Origin of the sequence: Bradyrhizobium sp. SUTN9-2, assembly GCF_003122645.1 — a bacterium.
Lineage (GTDB): Bacteria > Pseudomonadota > Alphaproteobacteria > Rhizobiales > Xanthobacteraceae > Bradyrhizobium > Bradyrhizobium yuanmingense.
Window position 1 is genome coordinate 7,346,488 of sequence record NZ_LAXE01000001.1, and the last position, 21,922, is coordinate 7,368,409.

The window sequence follows — 21,922 nt, forward strand, 5'->3', positions numbered from 1 at the left end:
GACAAGCAACACCGGCCAATGAGCCGGATCAGGGAGGACGAGCGTGAACCCAATCAGACTTGGAGTGCCCGTCGCGGCCGCCTTGCTGGCAACCCTGCTGTCCGGCGCGGCGTCGGCGCAGGTTTCCGACGACGTCGTCAAGATCGGCGTGCTCACCGACATGAACGGCCCGGCCTCGGCGCCGACCGGCCAGGGCTCGGTGACCGCGGCGCAAATGGCGATCGACGATTTCGGCGGCAAGGTGCTCGGCAAGCCGATCAGCGTCGTGATCGGCGACCACCAACTCAAGGCCGACATCGGCGCTTCGCTGGCGCGGCGCTGGTTCGACGTCGAGCAGGTCGATCTGATCGTGGACGTGCCCGTCTCGGCGGTCGGGCTCGCGGTGCAGACCATCGCCAACGAGAAGAAGCGGCTGTTCATCACCCACTCCACCGGCACCGCGGACTTCCACGGCAAGTTCTGCTCGCCTTACGCGATCCAATGGGTGTTCGACACCCGCGCGCTCGCGGTCGGCACCGCGGACGCCGTGGTCAAGCGCGGCGGCGACAGCTGGTTCTTCATCACCGACGATTACGCCTTCGGCCATTCGCTGGAGCGCGACGCTTCCGCCGTCGTCACCGCCAATGGCGGCAAGGTGCTGGGCTCGGTGCGGCCGCCGCTGGCAACACCCGATCTCTCCTCCTTCGTGCTGCAGGCGCAGGCCTCCAAGGCCAAGATCATCGGCATTGCCGCCGGTCCCCCCAACAACATGAACGAGATCAAGACCGGCGCCGAGTTCGGCGTGTTCAAGGGCGGCCAGCAGATGGCGGCGCTGCTCGCGCTGATCACCGACATCCACGGCATCGGCCTGCAGGCTGCGCAAGGCCTGCTGCTGACCACCTCGTTCTACTGGGACATGGACGACAAGACGCGCGAATGGTCGAAGCGCTATTTCGCCAAGATGAACAGGATGCCGTCGATGTGGCAGGCCGGCGTCTATTCCAGCGTGATGCACTATCTCAACGCCATCAAGGAGACCGGCACCGACGATCCGCTGAAGGTGGCGGCCAAGATGCGCGAGAAGCCGATCGAGGATTTCTTCGCCCGCAACGGCAAGCTTCGCGAGGACAATCTGATGGTGCACGACCTCTGGCTGGTGCAGGTGAAGACGCCGGAGGAGAGCAAATATCCGTGGGACTATTACAAGATCCTCACGACCATCTCCGGCGACAAGGCGTTCGGCCCGCCGGACCCGGCGTGTCCGCTGGTGAAGAAGTGACCGCGTAAAGGTGAAGCCGCACTGACGGTGCACCCTCTCCCCTTGCGGGAGAGGGTGGATTCGCGAAGCGAAGCCGGGTGAGGGGTTCTCACCGCGAGCCCAAGTCTCATTTGAATGCGCGGAGACAACCCCTCATCCGGCGCTTCGCGCCACCTTCTCCCACAAGGGGAGAAGGGAAGTAAGAGAGCTACTTCACCACCCCTATCTCGCGAAAATACTTCATCACGCCCGGATGGATCAGCTCCGGCCTCGGCGCGGCCGCGACCGTGTTCGCGGCGGTGGTCTCGCAGGCCTGGGCGAGCTTCTTGCAGAACGTCGCCTCATTGCCGTGCAGCGTCTTGGCGAGGCGGTAGGCGACGTCGTCGGGCAGATCCTCGCGCGTGAGGATGAAGCTCCAGGAACCGAGCGAGGCGATCGGCTCGGTCTGCTTCGGGTAGGAGCCGGCCGGCACGGTCAGCGGCTTCAGGAAGGCATGCCTGGCGCGGATGCGCGCGATCTCGTCCGCACTTGGCGCGATGAAGCGTGCGCCGGATGCGCTCGAAGCGACCGCGGCAAAGCCGGGCCAGCCGACGCCGGCGCCCCAGAGCGCAGCGACGCGGCCGTCCTCCACCATCGCGGGGCCGTCGCCGGCGCGGTCGAGATAAACAGCCTTGAAGTCCTCGTCCTGCTTGAGGCCGAGACCATCGAGCACATAGCGCGCCAGGATCGGCAGGCCGGAGCCCCTGGCACCGAACGCGACGGGCTGACCGACGAGATCGCGGATGGTCGTGTACGGGCTGTCGGCGCGCACCACGAACATGCCGGGGTTGGAATAGATCGCGGTGAGGATCTTCAGCGCTACCTTCGCATGGCCGATGCCGGCGAAGGCTTCATAGGCCGGCTCGCCCGCAACCAGTGCGAGATCGAGCTCGCCCTTTTCCAAGAGCGGGATGTTCTCGTTGCTGCCCTTGGTGTTGCGCGGGGCGATGGTGAGATGCGGATCGGCCGCGTTCATCACCTCCGCGAAGGCGTTGCCATAGAGCGGGAAGCCGCCGCCGGGCGTCGCTGTTCCCAAGCTGATCGTCGCGGTCGGAATGGCCGTGCCTCCGGTTTGGGCGGCGGCGGGGCTGGCGAGCAGCGCCGCACCGAGAAGGATCATCGCGAATCTCATGGTCGCCCCTGACGGGCCTGCGTCAACACCGACTTGCGGCGAAGTAGGCAGCCGCCGGTTTTTGTGAAAGCATGCAGCCAACGACAATAGAACAATGGGAGGTGTCATGTTGCGAATTTTGCGTAACAGTGTTTTCGGGCTCGCAGTCCTGTCGGGTCTTTTCAGCGCCACCCCTCCCGCCGCCGCAGCCTATCCCGATCGTCCCGTACACTGGCTGATCGGCTTTTCCCCCGGCGGCCCGGTCGACATCGTGGCGCGGATCATGGCGCAGTGGCTGTCGGAGCGGCTCGGCCAGCAATTCATCGTCGAGAACCGCACCGGCTCAGGCGGCAACATCGCCGCTGCCGCTGCGATCAACGCCCCGCCTGACGGCTACACGCTGCTGTTCGTCGCGCCCAACAACGCGATCTCGACCTCGCTCTACAAGAAGCTGCCGTTCGACTTTTTGCGCGACACCACCCCGGTTGCGAGCATCATGCAGCTCACCAACATGCTGGTCGTCTCCAACGCGTTTCCGCCGAAATCGGTTCAGGAGTTCATCGATTATTGCAAGGCCAATCCCGGCAAGATCTCCTATGCCTCCTCCGGCAACGGCACCTCGGTGCACATGTCGGCCGAGCTGTTCAAGGTCATGACCAAGTGCGACATGGTGCACGTGCCCTATCGCGGCTCGGCCATCGCCTTCCCCGACATCATCTCCAACAAGGTGCAGCTGATCTTCGACAATCTGCCCTCGGCGATGGAGCAGGTGAAGGGCGGCAACGTCCGCGCGCTGGGCGTGACCTCGCCGCAGCGCTGGCCGAGCGTGCCCGACGTGCCCGCGATCGCCGAGACCGTGCCAGGCTTCGAATCGGTCGGTTTCTACGGCATCTCCGCGCCGAAGGGCACTCCGCCTGAGGTGATCGAGATCCTCAACAAAGCCGTCGGCGAAGCGCTGAAGGACCCGAAGCTGGTGGCAAAGCTCGCCGAGACTGGCGGCATCCCCAAGCCGATGACGCCGGCCGAGTTCGGCAAGCTGGTCGCGGACGAGACCGCGAAGTGGCGCAAGGTGGTCGAGTTCGCCGGGGTCTCGGTGGACTAGGCAGCGGCCGTGCCGCCGAGCTCGCCCGCACCGCATCTGAGGGGGCCAAAAGGCCCTCTCAGACAAAGTTTGCGAAAACAACCCCATGCACAGTAGACGAGGCCAGTGATTTCAATGGGTTACCACCCACGTCGAAAAAACCTGCGAAAACGCGGTTTGCTTCGTCGGGCAAAACAGGGTTATACAGGCATCATCGCCAATTTCGTAATTTATCAATGATGCCGTGCCGGCGTTCCCATCCACCAGCGCCAGCATTGCACCCCCGCCTCAGGCCCTGTAAACGAACCGCGCACCGTTGCCGGCCGCACTACCTGCGGCCGCCTCGCGGCGGGGCCTGTAGCTCAATGGTTAGAGCCGGCCGCTCATAACGGTCTGGTTGCAGGTTCGAGTCCTGCCGGGCCCACCACGCTTCGCCCTTCGGGCTACGCGTGGCGCAGCCAAGCGGAGAACGAGGGGCAAGCGCGGTGTCGTAGCCGGAGCGCAGCGGAAGCAAAGACGGACTGGCGCGGCAAGCTTCGGCTCGGCAAGCCAACGCCACACATCAAAGTAAGCATGCGAAGGTATTTCTCGCGTCCGTTCACTCGACGGTGCACTCTCGATCTTTCGCGAGCAGGCGAAAGCGCTCCCCGCTCGTTCAAGGTGAAACCAGCCGCTTGCGGACAGCATACCGAACCAGCTCGGCGGTGGAGGACATCCTGAGCTTGCGCATGGCCGAGGCGCGGTGTGTCTCGACCGTCTTGACGCTCAGATTCAGGATCGCGCTTATCGACCTGTTGGTGTGCCCCTCTGCGATCAGCTGGACCACGCTCTCCTCGCGCGAGGTCAGCAGCATGTCGGCCCGGTTCTGCTTGTTCGCCTGGTAGTCGCGGAGCAGCTTCTCCAGCAGAACACTCGTGAAGTAGGGTCTGCCGTCGAGCAGCGCTTCGACCGCGGAAATGAGATGGTTGCGAGCGTCGGACTTGAACAGGAAGCCGCGGATTCCGGCCAGAATGGCCTCTGTCAGCAGCTCCTCGCTTTCATGCATCGTGAGGATAAGCACCTCGGTTTGAACGTGAAGCGCTCTGAGGCGGCGGCTGACCTCCAGGCCGTTGATGATCGGCATGGAATAATCGACGATCACGATGTCTGGCCTGGTTTCCAGCGCAAGCGTGACCGCCTGCTCACCATTGGTCGCCTCGCCGCTCACGATCCAGTTGGACCGCGTTTCAACAATCGCGCGAAGTCCGGAACGCACGATTTCATGGTCGTCCGCAATCAAGATGCGTTTCACGGGTCGTTCCCGTTTGCCTACCCTCGGCCAAGCCAGGTGGACTAGAGCGGTCATCGGCGGTCAGGTCGAACGATGATACGGCGTCCCACAAGAACGGTTATCCAGCAAAACCCTGAGAGATGCAGGCGAAGGTACTGACAGCCACGGATCGCCACGGCTTGCGATCAGGCCTCGACGAGTCCGCTCCGCACCGCGTAACGCACGAGGCCCGCCGTCGAGTTTACCTCCAGCTTGCGCATCGCCGCTGCACGATGTGCCTCCGTCGTCTTAACGCTCAGGTCGAGGATCGCGCTAATCCCTTTGTTGCTGTAGCCCTCGGCTACCAGCTTGACGACGAGTTGCTCGCGCGAGGTCAGCCCATGGTGGTGTCGTTCGCCGTGGGGGCCCGGCCCGCCATCGTATTCGATAATGCTATTCGTACAGAAGAACGGCCTATGCATCAGCAGCGACTCGACAGCCGCCAGCAGCAGCTTGTTCGCATCAGACTTCACCAAGAAAGCGCGGGCGCCGGCCTCGAACGCCTGCTGCGCTATCAGACCCGAATTGTGCACGGTGAAGATCAGGATCTCGGTTTGCAACCGATAGTCCCTCATACGCCGCGCCACCTCCACGCCGGTCATCCTCGGCATCGAGAAGTCCAGGATGGCGACGTGGGGCTGGCTCTGGATCGCCGCGGCGACCGCCTTGCCCCCGTCAGTGGCCTCGGCCACCACTTCCCAGTCCGCCCGCTGTTCGAGGACCGCCCGCAAACCCGATCGCACCGCTTCGTGATCGTCGGCTATGAGGATACGTTTCATGCAGCACACTCCCTATTCTTGACGGCGGTTCGGGTCACACTTTCGACCCGCCGCCGCTGGCTAGTGTTCTTTCGCTGATTGTGTGCCGGTATCGGCCCTCGTATTGGTCGTGGTCCTTCGTCGATTGCGCCGATTCACTGCAAGGACGTGCGGGAAGACCGCGGACAGCACGGTACCGGAATGCGGCGCCATCCCGCTGGACTGGATGGCCAACGTACCTCCGATCCCGTGCAGTCTTGCTCGCATCGCGGGAATTCCGACGCCGCTCGATAGCGTCCCGGCACCCGGCCTGCCAGGGTGGGGAAGACCGCGTCCATTGTCGCTGATCATCAATTGGAAACGACTGTCGACAACATCGATGACGATTGCCACCTCCGTCGCTTTTGCGTGACGGAAGACGTTCGTCAGAGCCTCCTGAACAACGCGCAGCAGCGAGCGTTGGGCCTCATAAGGTAACCCATCGACCTCCGGCACGATGTTCACCCTCACATGCAACGAGGTGCGCGCCGCGAACCCTTCCGCGTAGCCTTCGATCGTGGCCTTCAATCCGTCACCCGTCAGATCCCGCGGATGCAGCAGATAGGCAAAAGCCCGGAGCTCCCGGAGCGCTTCATCAATCGACGCGTCGATTTCGTCGCAGATCCGTTCGGCGGCTTGTGTGCCGTCAAGGTGGCCGCGGATCCGCATCAAGCCGAGACTCGCGGCAATCAGATGTTGACAGGTCGAATCGTGGAGATCGGAAGCGATCCGCTGCTGAATGCTCTCCTGAAGCGACAGCAGGCCAGCTTCGACATCCAGCCCGTTCCCCCATGTGGTGGGGTCCTCGAAGCGAACGTCGCGCGCCTCGCGATGGCAGCCGATCAACCGGACGACACCGCGGGTCGCGGGATCCAGGATCGGCGTGACCGTCGTTTCCCTCGTGCGGGATGAACCACCAAACGCCAGCCGCTGCCGGATCCTGATCTCAGCCTTCTCCGCGAGGCTCGCCCGAAGTGCTTCGCAGACAGATCTCGCGTCATCCGCGCTCAGGCAATCGGATACATCCATGTCGAGCACGTCTCGCGACGATACGCCGAGCCGGGACTCGAATGCCGGATTGATGCTCTCGTAGACGAAATGTCCGCAAAAGGAGGGGCGCGCGACGAAGAGGAGATCTGCAGAAGAGTTCCAGTAAAGCTCCTCGGTCGATGGTTGCAAACCTACGCGCAGCCAGCGCTTGGGACTGGTTTGCCTCGACTCTCTGGCGGGGGAGCCATGTGGCTTCACTGTACTACTCACTCTATTCCGGCGACTCCCGATATTGGCCACGACGACAATAGCGGGGTCTCTCCCCACCCTGCCGGCGAGAAATCCTCCACCGAATTCGGAATAGCGCACCTGCGGGGTCAATCAACTATACACCCAGCGAACCGCTCATTCAACATGAGGTAGTATTCATGGGGGATTGAAATCTTGGCCTTCGTCAAGGGCCGCCGAATCTCAAATCCGATGCAATAGAGAGTAAAAATGGCGATGCGCGGCGAACGAGCCCCAATGGCATCGTCGCGCCGCCATTCCGTGGTCGCCGGGCGTCCTCCACCGTTCCCCCCTAATGCGCTGACAGGTTCGCCAGGGCTATCGGCTACTGCTCGTGTCCGACTTCTTCTTTCTGGTCGCCTTCGCGGGCGGTGCCGCCGGGGCCGGCGCAATTGCGAGCGGGTGAGATGGTTGCTCCAGACGGCGCGTCGCGGCATCATCCCGAAGTGCATCGGTATCGAGTCGGTGGCTACGATCGACCGCATCGCGAGGATCGGCCAGCACGACCGTCGTCATCATGCTTGAGATGATGAGGCAGGTCAGCATTAGAAGGCGTCTTGCCGGCATCTCTCGAGCACCTCTAAAAGGCAAAGTCCAGGCGAGGCCCGATCCGAACGTCCCTGTATCGCCGCAGCGGGACGTTCGAGGTTCGTGCCTCGTAGAGCACGGTCGTCGTGAGCGACACGTTGTTGGCAACGTTGTACTTCAGGCCGAGGTCAACCGAATAGAGCTGATCCTGGCGACCGGTATTGAGTCCATCGGTGAACCAATAGGCTTCGAACAGGGGCGTACTGACGATCGACCATCTGGGATCAAGCTTGACCTCGATTCCGAGCACGGCGTCAAAGCGCCAGCGGCGCGCCTCGGCCAGATCGGAGAAACGGTAGGTCAAAAGCACTAGTGGCGAGAACGTCGCGTTGCCAACGCGGAAATCGCGCGCGACTGAGCCCATCACGTCGTGGGACGTGAAGGCGAGATCGCGGTAGATGCCATCGAAATCATATCGATTTTCGTAAATGCCAGACAAGCGCCAGCCGTCCCAGTTCTCGGTCAGACGCGCGCCCATACGCGCGACGGCGAAATTGCCGTCCTTTTCCCGCGAAAAGGCTTCGTATTGAGCCCGCGCATAGAGCCGGTATGACAGATCGTTGGTGAGGTTCCCGTCGAGCCTGACGCTCACGTCTGGCGCGTAATAGACGTCGGACCTGCGGTTATCGCGGGTGAAGAGCGCGTTGTCGGTGAAAGTCGGCGAGATGGAGCCAACGACGCTCCAGGACGGGGCTTGGTAATAAGGAACCGCGTAGGAGGATGTAGCGGCTCCGCTCGATTTGAAGTCGGCGAGATCGAGGTCCGCCGCCCAAGCCGTACTACTGCCGAGCAGTGCGGCAACCGGCAGAAAAAATCCAGACGGTCGCATAGGTCCCCTCCGATGCTGCAGCCGGACACCGGGATTCGTGTCACACTGCGCGCCGATTGTGGCGTGTTAATGTTCAGATGATAAATCACAGGTTGATCTGGGTCGATTCCTCCGCCGGCTAGTAGTCGACCGGATCCCTGGTAATCGGGCAGGTCATGCAGTGACCACCGCCGCGGCCGCGGCCGAGCTCCGCGCCGACGATGGTGATCACTTCGATTCCCTCCTTGCGCAGCAGCGTATTGGTGTAGGTGTTGCGATCGTAGGCGAAGACGACGCCTGGAGAGGCGCAAACCAGGTTAGCGCCGCTGTCCCACTGGGTTCGTTCGCGCAGATAGGCATTGCCACCGGTCTCCACGACGCGGAGCTTCTTGAGGCCGAGCGCTTCAGCTACGACGTCCACGAAAGGCTTCTCGTCCTTCCGCAACTCGATACCAGCGGAATTATCCGCCGGCCGGTAGGAGAACGCCGTGATGCTATTGACGATATCGGGGTAAAGCAGCACGCAATCCCGATCGGCGAACGTGAAGACCGTGTCGAGATGCATCGCCGCGCGGAGCTTGGGCATGGCCGCCACAATGACGCGCTCGGCAGCCTTTCTCCTGAAAAGAGCGGCAGCAAGCTGACTGATCGCCTGTCTCGATGTCCGTTCGCTCAATCCGATCAGGACGTTTCCCTTCCCGATCGGCATCACATCGCCACCTTCCAGAGTGGCAAGGCCGTGATCCTGAGTCGGATCGCCCCACCAGACCTGGACCTTGCCGGCGAAATCCGGATGGAACTTGTAAATGGCGGCGGCGAGGATCGGCTCCTCGTGACGCGCCGGCCAGAACAGCGAATTCAACGTTACGCCGCCATAGATCCAGCAGGTGGTATCGCGCGTGTACAGCGTGTTCGGAAGTGGCGGCAGCAGATACTCGGTCATGCCGGCCGCCTCCCGGATCAACCGGAGCATTTCACCGCCATGTGCGTCGGGGAAATCGTGGGTCGACAATCCGCCGATCAGGGTTTCCGCCAGCGCGCGGGGGGCGAGGCTTTCCAGATAGCCGCGGAGCTCGTCAATCAGGCCGAGACCGACCTGGTTTGGGACCACCTGATTGTCGAGGATCCATCGCCTCGCCTCCGGGATGGCGACGGTGTCCGCGAGCAGATTGTGCATCTCGACGACCTCGATGCCGCGGTCGCGCATCTTCTGCACGAAGTCGAAATGGTCGCGCTTGGCATTGTCGACCCACAGGACGTCGTCGAACAGCAGCGTGTCGCAATTGGTCGGAGTGAGACGCTGGTGAGCGCGGCCTGGCGAGCAGACCATTACCTTGCGCAACTGACCGACTTCCGAATGAACGCCAAAAGGAAGCGCTCCGTTTGATGTCTGTTGTGTCATGAGCGCAACCTCCGCAATCGATCCGCCTAGATCGTGATGTAGCCGGTGGCGAGGCCGTGAATGCCGACGGCCGCGCCGATCGCAGCCACGATGAAGATGCCCCACTCCACCGGTGCAAAAATCCGCGCCTTCTGTTGGACCCGCGCCCAGACATACAGCGCCGTGCCGGGCACGTAGAGCAGCGCGGATAGCAGCAGGTATTTCATTCCGGCCGCGTAGATCAGGAAGAGTGTGTAGATAACGGCGATGCCGGTGAAGATCAGGTCTCGTCTGTGCTCGCCCGCGCTCTTCTCGTACGTCTCGCCGCGCTTCACCAGCAGCAATCCGTAGGCGGCGACCAGGAAGAACGGAATGAGGTTCATGACGCTGGTGAGATTGAGCATCAGCGAGAAGGCATCACGGGACCAGTAGGTGCTGATGACGAAGAGCTGCACCACGATATTGGTCAGCCAGAGCGCGGCAGCCGGCACCTTGTTGGCGTTTTCGGTACCGAACACGCGCGGCATGTCCCGGGTCCGACCGGCCGCGGAGAGCACTTCGGCGCAGATCAGCGACCAGGCGAGATAGGCGCCGAGCACCGAGACCAGGAGCCCGATGCTGACGAAGACGGCACCCCAATGTCCGACCACTGCCTCCAGCACCGTGGCCATTGACGGTTGCCGCATGTCTGCAATCTCCGCACGCGGCAGCACGGCGTAAGGCAGCATGGTGACGAGCACCATCAGGCTCGTGACGACCAGGAAGCCCATGATCGTCGCCGCGCCGACGTCGGACCGCTCCTTGGCGTAGCGGGAATAGACACTGGCCCCCTCGATCCCGAGAAAGACGAACACCGTGACCAGCATGGTCGCGCGGATCTGCTCGAAGAGTCCCGTGTCCGGCATGCCCTCGCCGCCCCAGAAATTGGCACGGAACAGGTCGGCCTTGAAGGCAAGGATCAGGATGACGATGAAGATCAGGATCGGCACGATCTTGGCGATGGTGACGATCGTATTGATCGCGGCGGCCTGTTGCACCCCGCGCAGGATCATGAAGTGGAACAGCCAGATCCCGATCGAGGCTACGACGATCGCGATGACCGTATTGCCGTCGCCGAACACGGGAAAGAACGCGCCCAGGGTCGATTTGATGAGGACCCAGTAGGACACGTTGCCGATGCAACTTCCCATCCAGTAACCGAGCGCCGACAGGAAGCCGGGATAGTCGCCAAAGCCCTCTTTCGCATAGGCATAAACACCGGCATCCAGACCAGGCTTTCGCTCGGCCAGAGACTGGAACACGCGCGCCATGGTGTACATGCCACCGCCTGCGATGCACCAGGCGAGGATGGCGCCGAAGGGACCGGTTGCGGTGCCGAAGGTTCTGGGCAGCGAGAAGATGCCGGAGCCGACCATGGAGCCGACGACCATTCCCGTCAGTGCGAACAATGAGAGCTTCTGGGCCGATGTCGTCGCAGTCATTGAATGGCCTCGAAGAGCGAGCGAAGACCGACGCCGTCATCGATGTCTCGAACGATGCGTTGCCGACCTCCTCATTGCGAGATCGAACCATGCGCCGTGGCCTCGGCCCGGCCCATCAGGTGATTACCTAGTCGCTGTCCGGGATTACCCTCGCGCCGGGCTGGAAGCATCGGAAGCTGGCGCCATTTCTTTCCCGCCGAACCAGGCGACATACAAGGTCGGCAGCAGCACCAGAGTTAGAACGGTTGCGACGAGCAGGCCGCCCATGATCGCAAAGGCCATCGGCCCCCAGAAGACGGTCGGCGCTATCGGGATCATGCCGAGTACGGTTGAGACGGCCGTCAGCATGATCGGACGAAAGCGGGAGCTGCTTGCATCCACTGCCGCCTGCCAGGGCCCCTTCCCTTGCAAGCGCTCCGCCTCGATTTGCCCGATCAGGATCACCGCGTTCTTGCTAATCATGCCAAGCAGCGCCAACACGCCGAGGATGGCGACGAAGCCCAGCGGCCGCCCGGACACGAGCAGCGCCGCGACGACGCCGATCAGGCCGAGCGGCGCGACGCTAACGACCATCAATAGCCGCGGGAAGCTCTGCAGCTGCACCATCAGCACCGTAAACATGACGAACAACATCATCGGTACGACTGCCATCACGGACGACCTCGAATTTCGGCTCTCCTCCACCGTGCCGCCGACCACGACATCGTACGAACGCGGCAGAGTGGCCTTCAGCTTGGCGATAGCGGGAGCCAGCCGATTGACCACCGTCTCCGGCGGCATCTCGTCGGGAACGGCGGCCCGCACCGTCAGGGTCGGCATGCGATCGCGCCGCCAGATCAGCGGAAACTCCTGACCGTATTCGAAGGTGGCAAACTGGCTCAGCGGAACGGTCTGCCCTCCCGGGATCGGCACCTGCAGCGTCCGCAAGCTCGGCAGCGAGACGCGCTGCTCGTCCGTTGCGCGGGCCAGCACATCGACGAGGTAGATATCGTCCCGCACCTGGGTCACGGGCAGGCCGGAGATCACGGTGTTCAGAACGATTGAGATCGCCTGCGAGCTCAGGCCGAGACGGCGCGCCTCATCCTGGTTGACGCGAACGCGGATCTGGCGATCCGGCTCCATCCAGTCGAAATTGAGGCTCTTGGCCCTCGGGTCGGAGCCGACGATCCGCGCGACTTCGACCGCGATGTCACGCACGAGCTCGACGTCGGGACCGCTGACGCGATACTGCAGCGGCCATCCCACGGGGGGACCGAGCCCAAGCGGCGAAACCGAGGAGATGGCGTTCGGGAATTCTTCCACAAGGAACCGTTCCAGCTTGGCATGCAGGCGCTCGCGTGCCGCGACGTCTTTGGCCACAACGACCGCCTGGGTGAAGAAGTCATTCGGCAGCTCGACGCTGAGCGGCAGATAGAAGCGGATCGCACCGCGCCCGACATTGGTACTCCAATGACCAACGTCGGGATCACCGGTCAGTACTTGATCGAGGCGCTTGGCCGCCGCCTCGCTGGCGTAAATCGATGCATTCTGCGGCAGGCCGATGTCCACGAGAAGTTCCGGCCGGTCGGACAATGGAAAGAACTGCTGCGGAACCAGCGGAAGCGCGAGCACAGAAGCGAGAAAAAGCGCAACCGTCGCGCCGATCGTCAGCCATTTGGCGCGGATCGCCAGGACCAGGAAGCGCCGGTACAGGCGAAAGGCCATTCCCGGCGCATCGGCTGTGGTCTTGGGCGGCGCGAGGATAGCGACGCCGAGCAGCGGCGTGAAGATGACGGCGACGAACCACGACGCCAGGAGAGCGATCGTAACCACCACAAACAGCGAGAACGTGTATTCGCCGGCCGCGCTGGCTGCAAAGCCCACCGGAATGAACCCGGCGATCGTTACGAGTGTGCCCGTGAGCATGGCGACTGCATGCGTGCGAAAGGCGTAGGCCGCGGCCGCGATCTTGCCGTCGCCCAGCGCCAACCGATTAAGCGTGGCGTCCGTCGTCGTCATGGCGTCGTCGACCAGCAGCGCGAGCGCGATGATGAGAGCGCCGAGGGAAATTCGCTGCATATCGATGCGAAGAAACTCCATCGTCGGGAACACGATCGCAAACGTGAGCGGAATAGCCAGTGCGATGATGAGGCCCGGCCGAACGCCGAGGCTGATGAAGCTCACGACAAGGATGATCGCGATCGCCTGCACCAGCGAGGTCATGAACTCGCGGATCGCTTTGTCCACCACGACGGCCTGGTCGGCCACGAGGCTCGGTTCGATTCCGATCGGCAGATCGGCCGTGATCTCTGCCATCGCCGCCTTGATGTTCCTGCCGAGAACGAGAATATCGCCGCCCTCGCGCATCGCGATCGCGAGCCCGATCGCTGGACGACCGCCGACCCGGAACAGCGGTTGCGGCGGATCGGCATAGCCTCGCCGTACCGTCGCGAGATCGCTCAGACGTAGCGTGCGACCGCCCGCGCTGAAGTTGATGTCGGCAATGTCCTGCTCCGACTGGAACGCCCCGGACACCCGAAACGAAATTCGCTCGGTCCCGGTCTGGATGGTGCCGGCCGGGCTCACGATATTCTGTGCCTGCAGGGCGGCGATCAGAGCCGTGCGATCGACCCCGAGACTTGCGAGTTGCCGTTTCGAGAACTCGACGAAGATCACTTCGTCCTGCGCACCCAGCAGTTCGATCTTCGCGACATCGGGCACGTCTAGAAGACGCGAGCGGACCGCCTCGACCCGGTCACGCAGCTCGCGCTGGGTAAATCCATCACTGGTGAATCCATAGATGATCCCGAACGTGTCGCCGAAATCGTCATTGAACGCTGGCCCCACGATGCCCGCCGGCAGCGTGTGACGGATGTCCCCAATGGATTTCCTCACCTGGTACCAGGTATCGGAGACGTCCCTTGCGTTGGCGCTCCCCTTCAAGTTCACGAAGATAGTGGTGAGACCGGCCCGAGTGAAGCTGCGCAGGAAGTCCAGATGTGGCGTCTCTTGCAACCGCCGCTCGAGCCGTTCGGTCACCTGCTTCATCGTCTCTTCGGCCGTCGCTCCAGGCCAGGCCGCTTGAACAACCATAGTCCTGATGGTGAATGCAGGATCTTCGTTCCGGCCCAGCCGCAGATAGGACAGCACGCCGGCGATGACGGCGGCAATCATCAGATAAATGACGAGCGCACGGCGCCCGAGCGCCCATTCCGAGAGGTTGAGCCCGGTCATGGCTCCGACCCAAGGACGCGCACCCGCTGACCCGGATGAAGTGCCTGGACGCCCGCGGTCACCACGACCTCGCCTATGTCCAAACCTTGCGAGATGATCACCTGCGCCTGATCGAACCTCAAGACGTCGACATTGCGGATGGCGACCGTCTTCGTCGCGGGATCCAGGATCCAGACCGCCGGCTGGCGATTCATCCTGGTCAGCGCCGTTGCCGGAATGTCGATCATTGGTCCGGCGCTCATCTCGACGCGCCCCGTGACAGTCGCCCCCAGCCGCATCGCGGCAGGGGGATCGCGAAGTCCTATCTTGATCTCAAAGGTTCGCGTGACCGGATTGGCCTGCGCGGCAACCTGCCGGATACGTCCTTCCGCGGTCACCGCTGGATCGTCGGTCAGACTGACGCTCACCTGCAGATTGGCCGGTGCCGCGCGGACGAATTGAGCCGGCATGTCGAAGACCGCGTCTCGGCCATCCTGCCGCGCGATCCGCGCAATCGTCTGTCCGGCCTGGACGACCTCTCCGGCGGCGGGCCCCGTTTCGGTTATCTTGCCCGGTGCATCGGCCCGCAGCTCGGTGAAGCTGACCTGGTCGTGGGCGGAATTCAACTGAGCTTCGGCCATTTCAACATTCGATTGCGCAGTCTGTTGCGCCTGCGTCGCGGCCTCGAAGTTGGCGCGCGTGGTCCATCCCTGCGCCAACAGAGTCTGCTGGCGTTCGAAATGATTGCGTGCCTGAGTGAGCTGGCCCTGAGCTGCGGCAAGGGCGGCCTGCGCCTGCCGCAACGCGCTGAGTTGGTCCTGCGATTCAAGCTGCGCCAACAGCTGGCCGGCCTCGACGCGCTCACCGAGCCGGATGTCGCTCGAGTGCAGCCGACCGGAAATTCGAAATGCCAGATTCACTTCGTCTTCGGCTTCGATGCGGCCGGAAAATGTGAGGGGCGTGAGTTGATCCCGCTTCTCGACTGTCATGGTGCGGACGGGACGCGCCGGCGTCGGCAGGGAGACCGTCGCCGCCTCCCTCTCACAGGCGACCAGCAGCAGCGCAGAAACCCCTGCAACAAGCGTCGTCCTCAGTGACCGCAGCTGCATGAATCGACCCATCCGTGCCGCTGAGGATTTTGCGGAGAATTCATCCCGCTTGTATCGGTAAATCTACTGAGCATCCGCGGGTGCAATCGTGAACGAACATCCGGCGGAGCCGAAAGATTCCGGCAGCGAAGTCAGGCGATCACCCGATAGCCCAAGCGCGCAGACGGTGCATAAGCCTGCAGCTGCCGCCGTTGCGGCGCATGCGATCCCTTCGTCAAAGCCGCGGCGGGTTTGACGAGCCTGCGACCCGCGGCTCCACGTGATTGCTCAACGACAAGGAGAAACCAAGATGACAAAGCTGGCTTTGCTCTCCGCTGCCGTCTTCATTGCGCTCAGTGCCATGGGCTCGTGGACGCCAGGACAAGCGCAGGATCTGGCATGGTGCAGAAAGTTCAGGGGAACGCTGACCTGTATGTATGACACTCTTGCCCAATGCCGCGCGTCGGTGAGCGGGCGGTCCGGCACCTGCGTCCCGAATCCGCGCCGCTAGATGCCGCAATTGATCGCCGAGGTCGCATCGATCGGGCGGCGCCAGCAATTTCACTTTGCGCCGCCCCTTCGGGACGCAGTCTACAGCGTCCAATCTCATTCGGAACATTCCCCACCGGGACCGAGGGTTTTCTCCGATCCCCTGAGGCAGCTCTCGCGCGGTAGCTTCCTCGGGTCCGCTTGCATGCTCCAACGGGAGGTCTTCATGTCCGATCTGGTCGCCATCGTATATCCGTCCGAGGCGAAGGCCGAGGAAGTGCGTCAGCAATTGCTCAGGCTGCAGAAGGAGTATCTGATCACGATCAGTGACGCCGTGATCGCCGTAAAGACGGACCAGGGCAGCATCAAGCTCAACCAACTCGTCAACACGACCGCCATGGGCGCGGTGACGGGAAGCTTCTGGGGCCTTTTAATCGGTGTCCTCTTTCTCAATCCGATCCTCGGAGTTGCCGTAGGCGCAGCGTCGGGTGCGCTCGGCGGCGCTCTTTCGGACGTCGGCATCGACGATGCCTTTATGAAGGGTCTCTCCGCCAGCCTTCAGCCCGGCAACGCCGCCCTGTTCGTCCTGATCAAGCACATGACCGCCGACAAGGTGATTAAGGAGATCAAGGACGCGGGGGGCGTCGTACTCAAGACCTCCCTCGACGAGACGAAGGAAAAGGCGTTGCGCGATGCCCTCGCCAGCACGGTGGAGCGGCCGGCGGCCTGAGCCGCCGCCCTTCCCTTCTCAACGGCGGCCGCCCGCAAGACGCAGCAGCATCAGGAACAGGTTGAGGAAATTGAGATAGAGCGACAGCGCGGCAAGGACCGACTTTCGCCCCGAAGCGGTTTGGTCATCCGCGCTGTCGTACATCGCCTTGATCCGCTGCGTATCATAGGCCGTCAAGCCGGCAAACACGCCGACTCCTACGATCGAGATCAGCCAGTCGAGCGCAGTCGACCACAGGAACAGGTTGACGACGCTCGCGAAGATGATCCCAATCAGCCCCATGAACAGGAAGGTACCCAATCCCGAAAGGTCGCGCCGGGTCGTGTAGCCTAAGACGCTGAGCCCGCCGAACATTGCAGCAGCGATGACGAAGACGCGGGTTATCGATGAACTGGTGTAGATGTGTAGTAGGATCGAGAGCGAGATACCGACCAGGGCAGCATAGAGGAAGAACAGCAGGCGCGCAGTTGGCACCGACAATGTCTCGATGCGCGAGCTGAGAAAGAACACCAACCCAAGCGGCGCCAGGATGAAAACCCACATCAGCGGGCTCTGCAGCAGCGCGGGGCCGGTGACCTGATAGGTCAGGCCGGCGGCGACGGCGGTCAGGGCGACACCCGCGGCCATGTAGCCATAGATCCGCAACATGTACTGGCGCAGTCCGGCATCCACGGTGATCCGGCCGCCGACGACGTCTGTCGCCGCCAAGTTCTGATCGAGATTCGACATCGCATCCTCCTGTGCAGCCCCCTAAAGCGCGACCACGCTAGGCTCTGCTTCGACGGAACAACATCGGACAATCACCCGAAGACATCAGGTGAAAACCACTCTTGCCCGAATGGGGACGGCATGGCGCTGATTGCCGATCCGTAAGACTGGAACCTGCTTCGGGGTCGTAAGACTTTTGACTGAGGCACCTTGCGCTTTTGTCACTGGAGACCGGAGGCGCCATGACCTAACCGGAGACATGCGCTTCTTCTTCCATATCACCGATCGATACGGCGTCTCGCCCGACACGATCGGATGCGATCTTAGCGAGCAGGATGCGGCCGTCCTACATGCCAGGCGCCTGGCCGCCGAACTCGCCAAGTCCGGCGAGTTCTTCCGTGGCAGCGTCGTGCTGGTCGCGCGGGATACGTTGCCGACGTCCTGGCACAAGGGCGAGGACGACACCGCCGCTTCCCGTGGCGATATCTGAATCGGCGGCCACCGATTTCCTGCCTCTCTTCCTACAGACAATCCCTGATGTGCGCACGCGGGAGGTGGCTCTAAGGTTCCGGGAGGGAGGCCGCGAATGCAGCCGCCTCGGATCGGAAGGCATCCATCATGGCTGCTTCGACAAGCGAGGCCGATCAGAAGCTTTCGCGCAATGCGCTGATCGCCCTGGTGATCGGGTCGATGGTCGGCTCCGGCATCTTCGCATTGCCGGCTCAGTTCGGGCGCACCACCGGCGCTTTGGGAGCGATCATTGCCTGGATGATTGCTGGCACCGGCATGTTGACTCTGGCCTTCGTGTTCCAATCGCTATCCCGGCGCAAGCCGGAGCTCGATGCGGGCATCTACGCCTATGCCAAAGCCGGTTTCGGTGACTACATCGGCTTTGCGTCCGCCGCCGGCTACTGGATCGGCTGTTGTCTAGCCGACGTCGCCTGCCTCATCCTGATCAAGGCCACGCTCGGCCAATTCTTCCCCGTGTTCGGCGACGGCACCACGCCGGTAGCCATCGCTTCGGCCTCCGTGCTGCTTTGGAGCGTCCATATTCTGGTGCTGCGCGGCATCAAGGGGGCTGCCGCGCTCAACACGGTCACAACTTTCGCGAAGATCATCCCCATCGTGCTGTTCATCGTGGTGGCTGCGGTCGCCCTGAACCGCGGGCTTTTCTCCGACAATTTCTGGGGAACGACCGAGCCCGACGCCGGGCAGGTGTTGAGCCAGGTCCGCAGCACGATGCTGCTCACGGTGTTCGTCTTCGTCGGCATCGAGGGCGCGAGCGTGTATTCGCGTTACGCACGAAGGCGCGACGACATCGGTATCGCGACGGTCACCGGCTTTCTCACCGTTCTCTGCCTTCTCGTGCTCGTGACACTCCTGTCCTACGGCATCCTGCCGCGGAGCGGGCTCGCGGACCTGCCGACACCATCGATGGCAGGCGTGATGGAGGCCACGGTCGGCCGCTGGGGCGGTGTGTTCATCAGTATCGCATTGCTGATCTCGATCCTCGGCAATTACCTGTCATGGTCCCTCCTTGCGGCCGAGATCCTGCACTCAGCGGCCATTCAGCGCACGATGCCGGCCTTTCTGGCGCGCGAGAACGTTCACAGGGTCCCTGTCGGCGCGCTCTGGCTCACCAACTGCGTGATCCAGGCGTTGCTTCTTGTGAGTTGGTTCGCCGAATATGCCTTCACGCTCGCCCTCAAGATGACGAGCGCAATGACACTGGTCCCGTATTTCCTCGTGGCGGCTTACGGCCTGAAGCTCGCATGGACTGGTGAGGCTTATGCTTCCGGCGAGCGCGCCCGCACCAGCGAGGGGATCTTCGCGGCTGTCGCGACGCTCTACGCGGCGGGAATGATCTACGCCGGCGGGGCGAAATTTCTCCTGCTATCCGCGATCCTCTACGCGCCGGGAACGCTGCTGTTCCTGATCGCCAAGCGCGAACGCAAGGAGCGGCTTTTCAGGCCGGTCGAGTCCGTCCTGTTCGGCGCGGTGGCCATCGCCGCGGGGATCGGAATCTACGGCCTGGCTGTCGGAGCCATCGCGATCTGACCGATGTCGCTGACCGCATGGAGGCGAGGATGAAGATGTGGATCAACTATCGTACCCTGTTCCTCACCGCAGTCGTAGCCGCCACTCTGCCGTCAAGCATTTCCCCGGCTCAGCCGAAGGACGATACCGTGGCCGCGCCGAAGCAAACCGGCGCGGCCGCCCCGGGCGATGCGAGGCCCAACATCAACACCAACACGAATCCATTCAAGCATCGCTATTGGCGTCATCGCGGCGGCAAGCATCCGCATTTTGGCAGCCGCCGCGTCCGCTCGTGAGGCGTGACCACATGACGGCGGACCGATCGATGAGCGACGCCAGGGTCGGATCCGAGCGGGTCCGCGGCCTCGTTCGGAATGAGAGCCCGATCGACGATTCGGTCCAATCCGGACGACCGAGCCTGCTTGCGATCGGCCTCACTGTGCTCGTCGTGGCCGTGGCCCTCTTCCTGGTCTGGCAAACGGTGTCGAGTCTCTTGATCGTGTTCGCAGGCGTGCTTTTCGCAGCCTTTCTCGATGCCGCAGCCCGGGCTCTGGCGCCGGTTCTTCCTCTCAGCCGCGTCTGGCGTCTGACGCTCGTTCTCCTGCTGCTGTCGGCGCTGGCAGGCTTCGGGCTGGCCTGGGGGACCGGTAAGCTGCCGGAGCAGACGCGTGTGCTGCTGAAAGTCATGGATGCCCAGGTCGACATCCTGCAAGAGCATTTGTTGTCTTATGGCGTGGATCTGCTCGGCCCGGAATGGGGGCGTGACTTCGCGCAGTGGCTGTTCGCCGACCAGGGTCGGTTCCTCAGCCATGCGCAATTCCTGCTCGGCGGCGCCTCGAGCCTTTTGACCGCCGTGCTCGTGATCTTGTTCCTCGGCATTCTCTTCGCCTTCGATCCCATCAGCTACCGCGACAGCGTGGTCGTGCTGGTCAGGCAATCTTACCGGGCCCGCGCGCGCGAGGTGATGGACGAGATGGGCACCGTGATGCGGCTGTGGTTCGTCGGCCAGTTGATCCGCATCATCCTGATGACGCTCTTCGTCTGGCTTGCCCTTTATCTCATCGGCCTGCCTGGCCCATTCGTTCTCGGATTGCAGGCAGGATTGTCGAACTTCATCCCCTATCTTGGGCCAATCGTCGCCGCGATCCCGATCGCGCTCGTTGCGATGCCGCTCGGAGCCTCGCCGCTGATCTGGGCGGTCGCGGTCTACACCATCATCCAGTCGATCGAAGGTTACGTCATCGGCCCGCTGATTCAGCGGCATGCGGTCGAGACCCCGCCAGCCTGGACCCTGGTCGCCATCGTCCTGCTGGGCGCCTTGTTCGGCGTCATGGGCATTGCGCTCGCGATGCCGCTCGTCGCGGTCGGACGGGTGGCGATCATCAGGTTGTATGTCGAGGATTATCTCGGAGACAGGATCGAACCGGCAACGACCGATCCCCCAATCCTGGGTGAGCAGCCATGAGCGAAACGGATGCACAGCAGCGTGAAGACCACGTGCCTCAACAGGCTCGCTCGGGGATGGGGCGTCTTGTCTGGCAGCAGCTTCCGTACGCCGTCGCGCTGCTGCTCGCCATCGCAGGAGTTGCCTATACCAACGTCTCGCACCAGCCGCTGATCGGCTATTGGGAATTCCTGGCGCTGGCGATCGGGGTGGTCTGCGTCATCACCAAATGGCCGGAGATCGGAGGCAGGGATGGCCAGATTCGTCTGATCTGGACCCAGGCGCTGCACTGGATCGCCGTCCTGATCACGATGAACATCATCCTGGTCTCCGGCGTTCAGCAACTGCTCCCGACGCCGGCAACCGGTCTCGTCCTGCTGACGCTGCTCGCGCTCGGCACATTCCTCGCAGGCATCAGCCTGTTGTCATTGCAGATCGCTTTTCTCGGCCTTGCAATGGGCGCAGCCGTCCCGGCAATCTCGTGGCTGAAGCAATCCATCTTCTTCTTCCTGCTCGGCGCCGTGCTGCTGATCGGGCTGGCCATTTCGTTCTGGCTGCGCCGGGACGGCAGCCCGCCGCGGGCCCCGACCGAAACAAAGCACCAGGCGGAGGCTTGAATGCGACAATCGCCATATCTCGCGGCCATCAGCGCAGTGGCGGTGCTGTTGACGATTCCCTCGCCCGCAGGAGCCGAGAGATTCAGAATAGGCAGGCTGCTATGCTTCTCGGAGCCACGCGTTGGACTGGTGCTCGGATCGACGCAGTCGCTGCGCTGCGTGTTCGATGGGGTGCGCCCTGCCCGCCGCTACGTCTACGAGGGACGGATCAGACGCCTCGGCCTTGATCTCGGCGTGACCAGCGCCGGCACGCTGTCCTGGGCCGTGTTCGCCAGGACTTCGCGGATTGGTGCCGGCACTTTGCGCGGCAGCTATGTGGGCGCGAGTGGCAATTTCGCTCTAGGCCCCGGCCTCGGCGCCAACGTCCTGATTGGCGGCTCGCGCAGGAGCATCATGCTCCAGCCGATCTCGATCGAACGCTCGATCGGGCTCAATCTCGCGGCCGGCGTGACCCATCTGACACTGGGCCCGCGCGGACCGCGATGAGCCGTGTCCGCTCAGGAAAGG

Annotated in this window: 20 protein-coding genes and 1 tRNA gene; 11 read left to right on the plus strand and 10 right to left on the minus strand. The window is 62.9% G+C overall.

Annotated elements, in window-relative coordinates:
- Positions 1–43: 43 nt before the first annotated feature.
- Complete coding sequence (locus tag XF30_RS34000) at positions 44–1,258, plus strand: ABC transporter substrate-binding protein (protein WP_109145119.1); 1,215 nt, start codon at positions 44–46, stop codon at positions 1,256–1,258.
- Between the two features lie 187 nt (positions 1,259–1,445).
- Here XF30_RS34000 and XF30_RS34005 read toward each other — a convergent pair whose 3' ends face one another.
- Positions 1,446–2,408, minus strand: coding sequence for a TAXI family TRAP transporter solute-binding subunit (locus tag XF30_RS34005; RefSeq protein WP_109145120.1), 963 nt, complete (start codon positions 2,406–2,408; stop codon positions 1,446–1,448).
- 106 nt (positions 2,409–2,514) lie between these two features.
- On the opposite strand from XF30_RS34005, the gene XF30_RS34010 reads away from it, so the two are divergent.
- Together XF30_RS34010 and XF30_RS34015 are read left to right on the plus strand one after the other, a co-directional pair.
- Positions 2,515–3,489 (plus strand): Bug family tripartite tricarboxylate transporter substrate binding protein, encoded by a 975-nt coding sequence (locus tag XF30_RS34010; RefSeq protein ID WP_109145959.1) that lies wholly within the window; start codon positions 2,515–2,517, stop codon positions 3,487–3,489.
- 330 nt (positions 3,490–3,819) lie between these two features.
- Positions 3,820–3,895: transfer RNA gene (locus XF30_RS34015), tRNA-Ile, on the plus strand.
- Between the two features lie 228 nt (positions 3,896–4,123).
- Here XF30_RS34015 and XF30_RS34020 read toward each other — a convergent pair.
- The 8 genes from XF30_RS34020 to XF30_RS34055 all read right to left on the minus strand — a co-directional run bounded on the left by XF30_RS34020 (position 4,124) and on the right by XF30_RS34055 (position 15,411).
- Complete coding sequence (locus XF30_RS34020) at positions 4,124–4,759, minus strand: response regulator (protein ID WP_036035698.1); 636 nt, start codon at positions 4,757–4,759, stop codon at positions 4,124–4,126.
- 164 nt (positions 4,760–4,923) lie between these two features.
- Positions 4,924–5,556, minus strand: coding sequence for a response regulator (locus XF30_RS34025; RefSeq protein WP_036011473.1), 633 nt, complete (start codon positions 5,554–5,556; stop codon positions 4,924–4,926).
- 60 nt (positions 5,557–5,616) lie between these two features.
- Positions 5,617–6,753, minus strand: a complete 1,137-nt coding sequence (locus XF30_RS34030; RefSeq protein ID WP_244609071.1) for a sensor histidine kinase — start codon at positions 6,751–6,753, stop codon at positions 5,617–5,619.
- Positions 6,754–7,432: 679 nt separating this feature from the next.
- Complete coding sequence (locus XF30_RS34035; RefSeq protein WP_109145121.1) at positions 7,433–8,269, minus strand: outer membrane beta-barrel protein; 837 nt, start codon at positions 8,267–8,269, stop codon at positions 7,433–7,435.
- A 118-nt stretch (positions 8,270–8,387) separates the two neighbouring features.
- Positions 8,388–9,650, minus strand: coding sequence for an arginine deiminase (gene arcA / locus XF30_RS34040; RefSeq protein WP_109145122.1), 1,263 nt, complete (start codon positions 9,648–9,650; stop codon positions 8,388–8,390).
- Positions 9,651–9,676: 26 nt separating this feature from the next.
- A complete protein-coding gene (locus XF30_RS34045; protein WP_036011479.1) occupies positions 9,677–11,110 on the minus strand; it encodes a basic amino acid/polyamine antiporter in 1,434 nt (477 codons plus the stop codon).
- A 144-nt stretch (positions 11,111–11,254) separates the two neighbouring features.
- The gene (locus tag XF30_RS34050) at positions 11,255–14,323 is read right to left on the minus strand and encodes an efflux RND transporter permease subunit (RefSeq protein WP_109145123.1); all 3,069 of its coding nucleotides are present in this window, start codon (positions 14,321–14,323) and stop codon (positions 11,255–11,257) included.
- Entirely contained in the window at positions 14,320–15,411 is a 1,092-nt protein-coding gene (locus tag XF30_RS34055; protein ID WP_244609072.1) for an efflux RND transporter periplasmic adaptor subunit, read from the minus strand. The genes XF30_RS34050 and XF30_RS34055 overlap by 4 nt, the downstream gene beginning before the upstream one ends.
- 289 nt (positions 15,412–15,700) lie before the next feature.
- On the opposite strand from XF30_RS34055, the gene XF30_RS40225 reads away from it, so the two are divergent.
- Positions 15,701–15,901 carry a DUF3551 domain-containing protein gene (locus tag XF30_RS40225; protein WP_109145125.1) on the plus strand — a complete coding sequence of 67 codons (201 nt, stop codon included), beginning with the start codon at positions 15,701–15,703 and terminating at the stop codon, positions 15,899–15,901.
- 204 nt (positions 15,902–16,105) lie between these two features.
- A complete protein-coding gene (locus XF30_RS34065) occupies positions 16,106–16,609 on the plus strand; it encodes a DUF1269 domain-containing protein (protein ID WP_109145961.1) in 504 nt (167 codons plus the stop codon).
- 18 nt (positions 16,610–16,627) lie between these two features.
- Here the strand turns inward: XF30_RS34065 and XF30_RS34070 are convergent, their stop codons facing one another.
- Positions 16,628–17,338, minus strand: a complete 711-nt coding sequence (locus tag XF30_RS34070) for a Bax inhibitor-1/YccA family protein (RefSeq protein ID WP_109145126.1) — start codon at positions 17,336–17,338, stop codon at positions 16,628–16,630.
- Between the two features lie 238 nt (positions 17,339–17,576).
- Here XF30_RS34070 and XF30_RS34075 point away from each other — a divergent pair, with 238 nt between their 5' ends.
- From XF30_RS34075 to XF30_RS34100, 6 genes are all read left to right on the plus strand, one after another.
- Positions 17,577–17,807 (plus strand): DUF6894 family protein, encoded by a 231-nt coding sequence (locus tag XF30_RS34075; RefSeq protein ID WP_036026643.1) that lies wholly within the window; start codon positions 17,577–17,579, stop codon positions 17,805–17,807.
- Between the two features lie 128 nt (positions 17,808–17,935).
- The gene (locus XF30_RS34080; protein WP_109145127.1) at positions 17,936–19,375 is read left to right on the plus strand and encodes a basic amino acid/polyamine antiporter; all 1,440 of its coding nucleotides are present in this window, start codon (positions 17,936–17,938) and stop codon (positions 19,373–19,375) included.
- 29 nt (positions 19,376–19,404) lie between these two features.
- Entirely contained in the window at positions 19,405–19,650 is a 246-nt protein-coding gene (locus tag XF30_RS34085; protein WP_036011617.1) for a hypothetical protein, read from the plus strand.
- Positions 19,651–19,679: 29 nt separating this feature from the next.
- A complete protein-coding gene (locus XF30_RS34090) occupies positions 19,680–20,819 on the plus strand; it encodes an AI-2E family transporter (RefSeq protein ID WP_192893330.1) in 1,140 nt (379 codons plus the stop codon).
- Entirely contained in the window at positions 20,816–21,415 is a 600-nt protein-coding gene (locus XF30_RS34095) for a hypothetical protein (protein ID WP_109145129.1), read from the plus strand. The genes XF30_RS34090 and XF30_RS34095 overlap by 4 nt, the downstream gene beginning before the upstream one ends.
- On the plus strand, positions 21,416–21,901 hold the full coding sequence (locus XF30_RS34100) for a DUF992 domain-containing protein (RefSeq protein ID WP_109145130.1): 486 nt from the start codon (positions 21,416–21,418) through the stop codon (positions 21,899–21,901).
- The last annotated feature ends 21 nt before the right edge of the window (positions 21,902–21,922 follow it).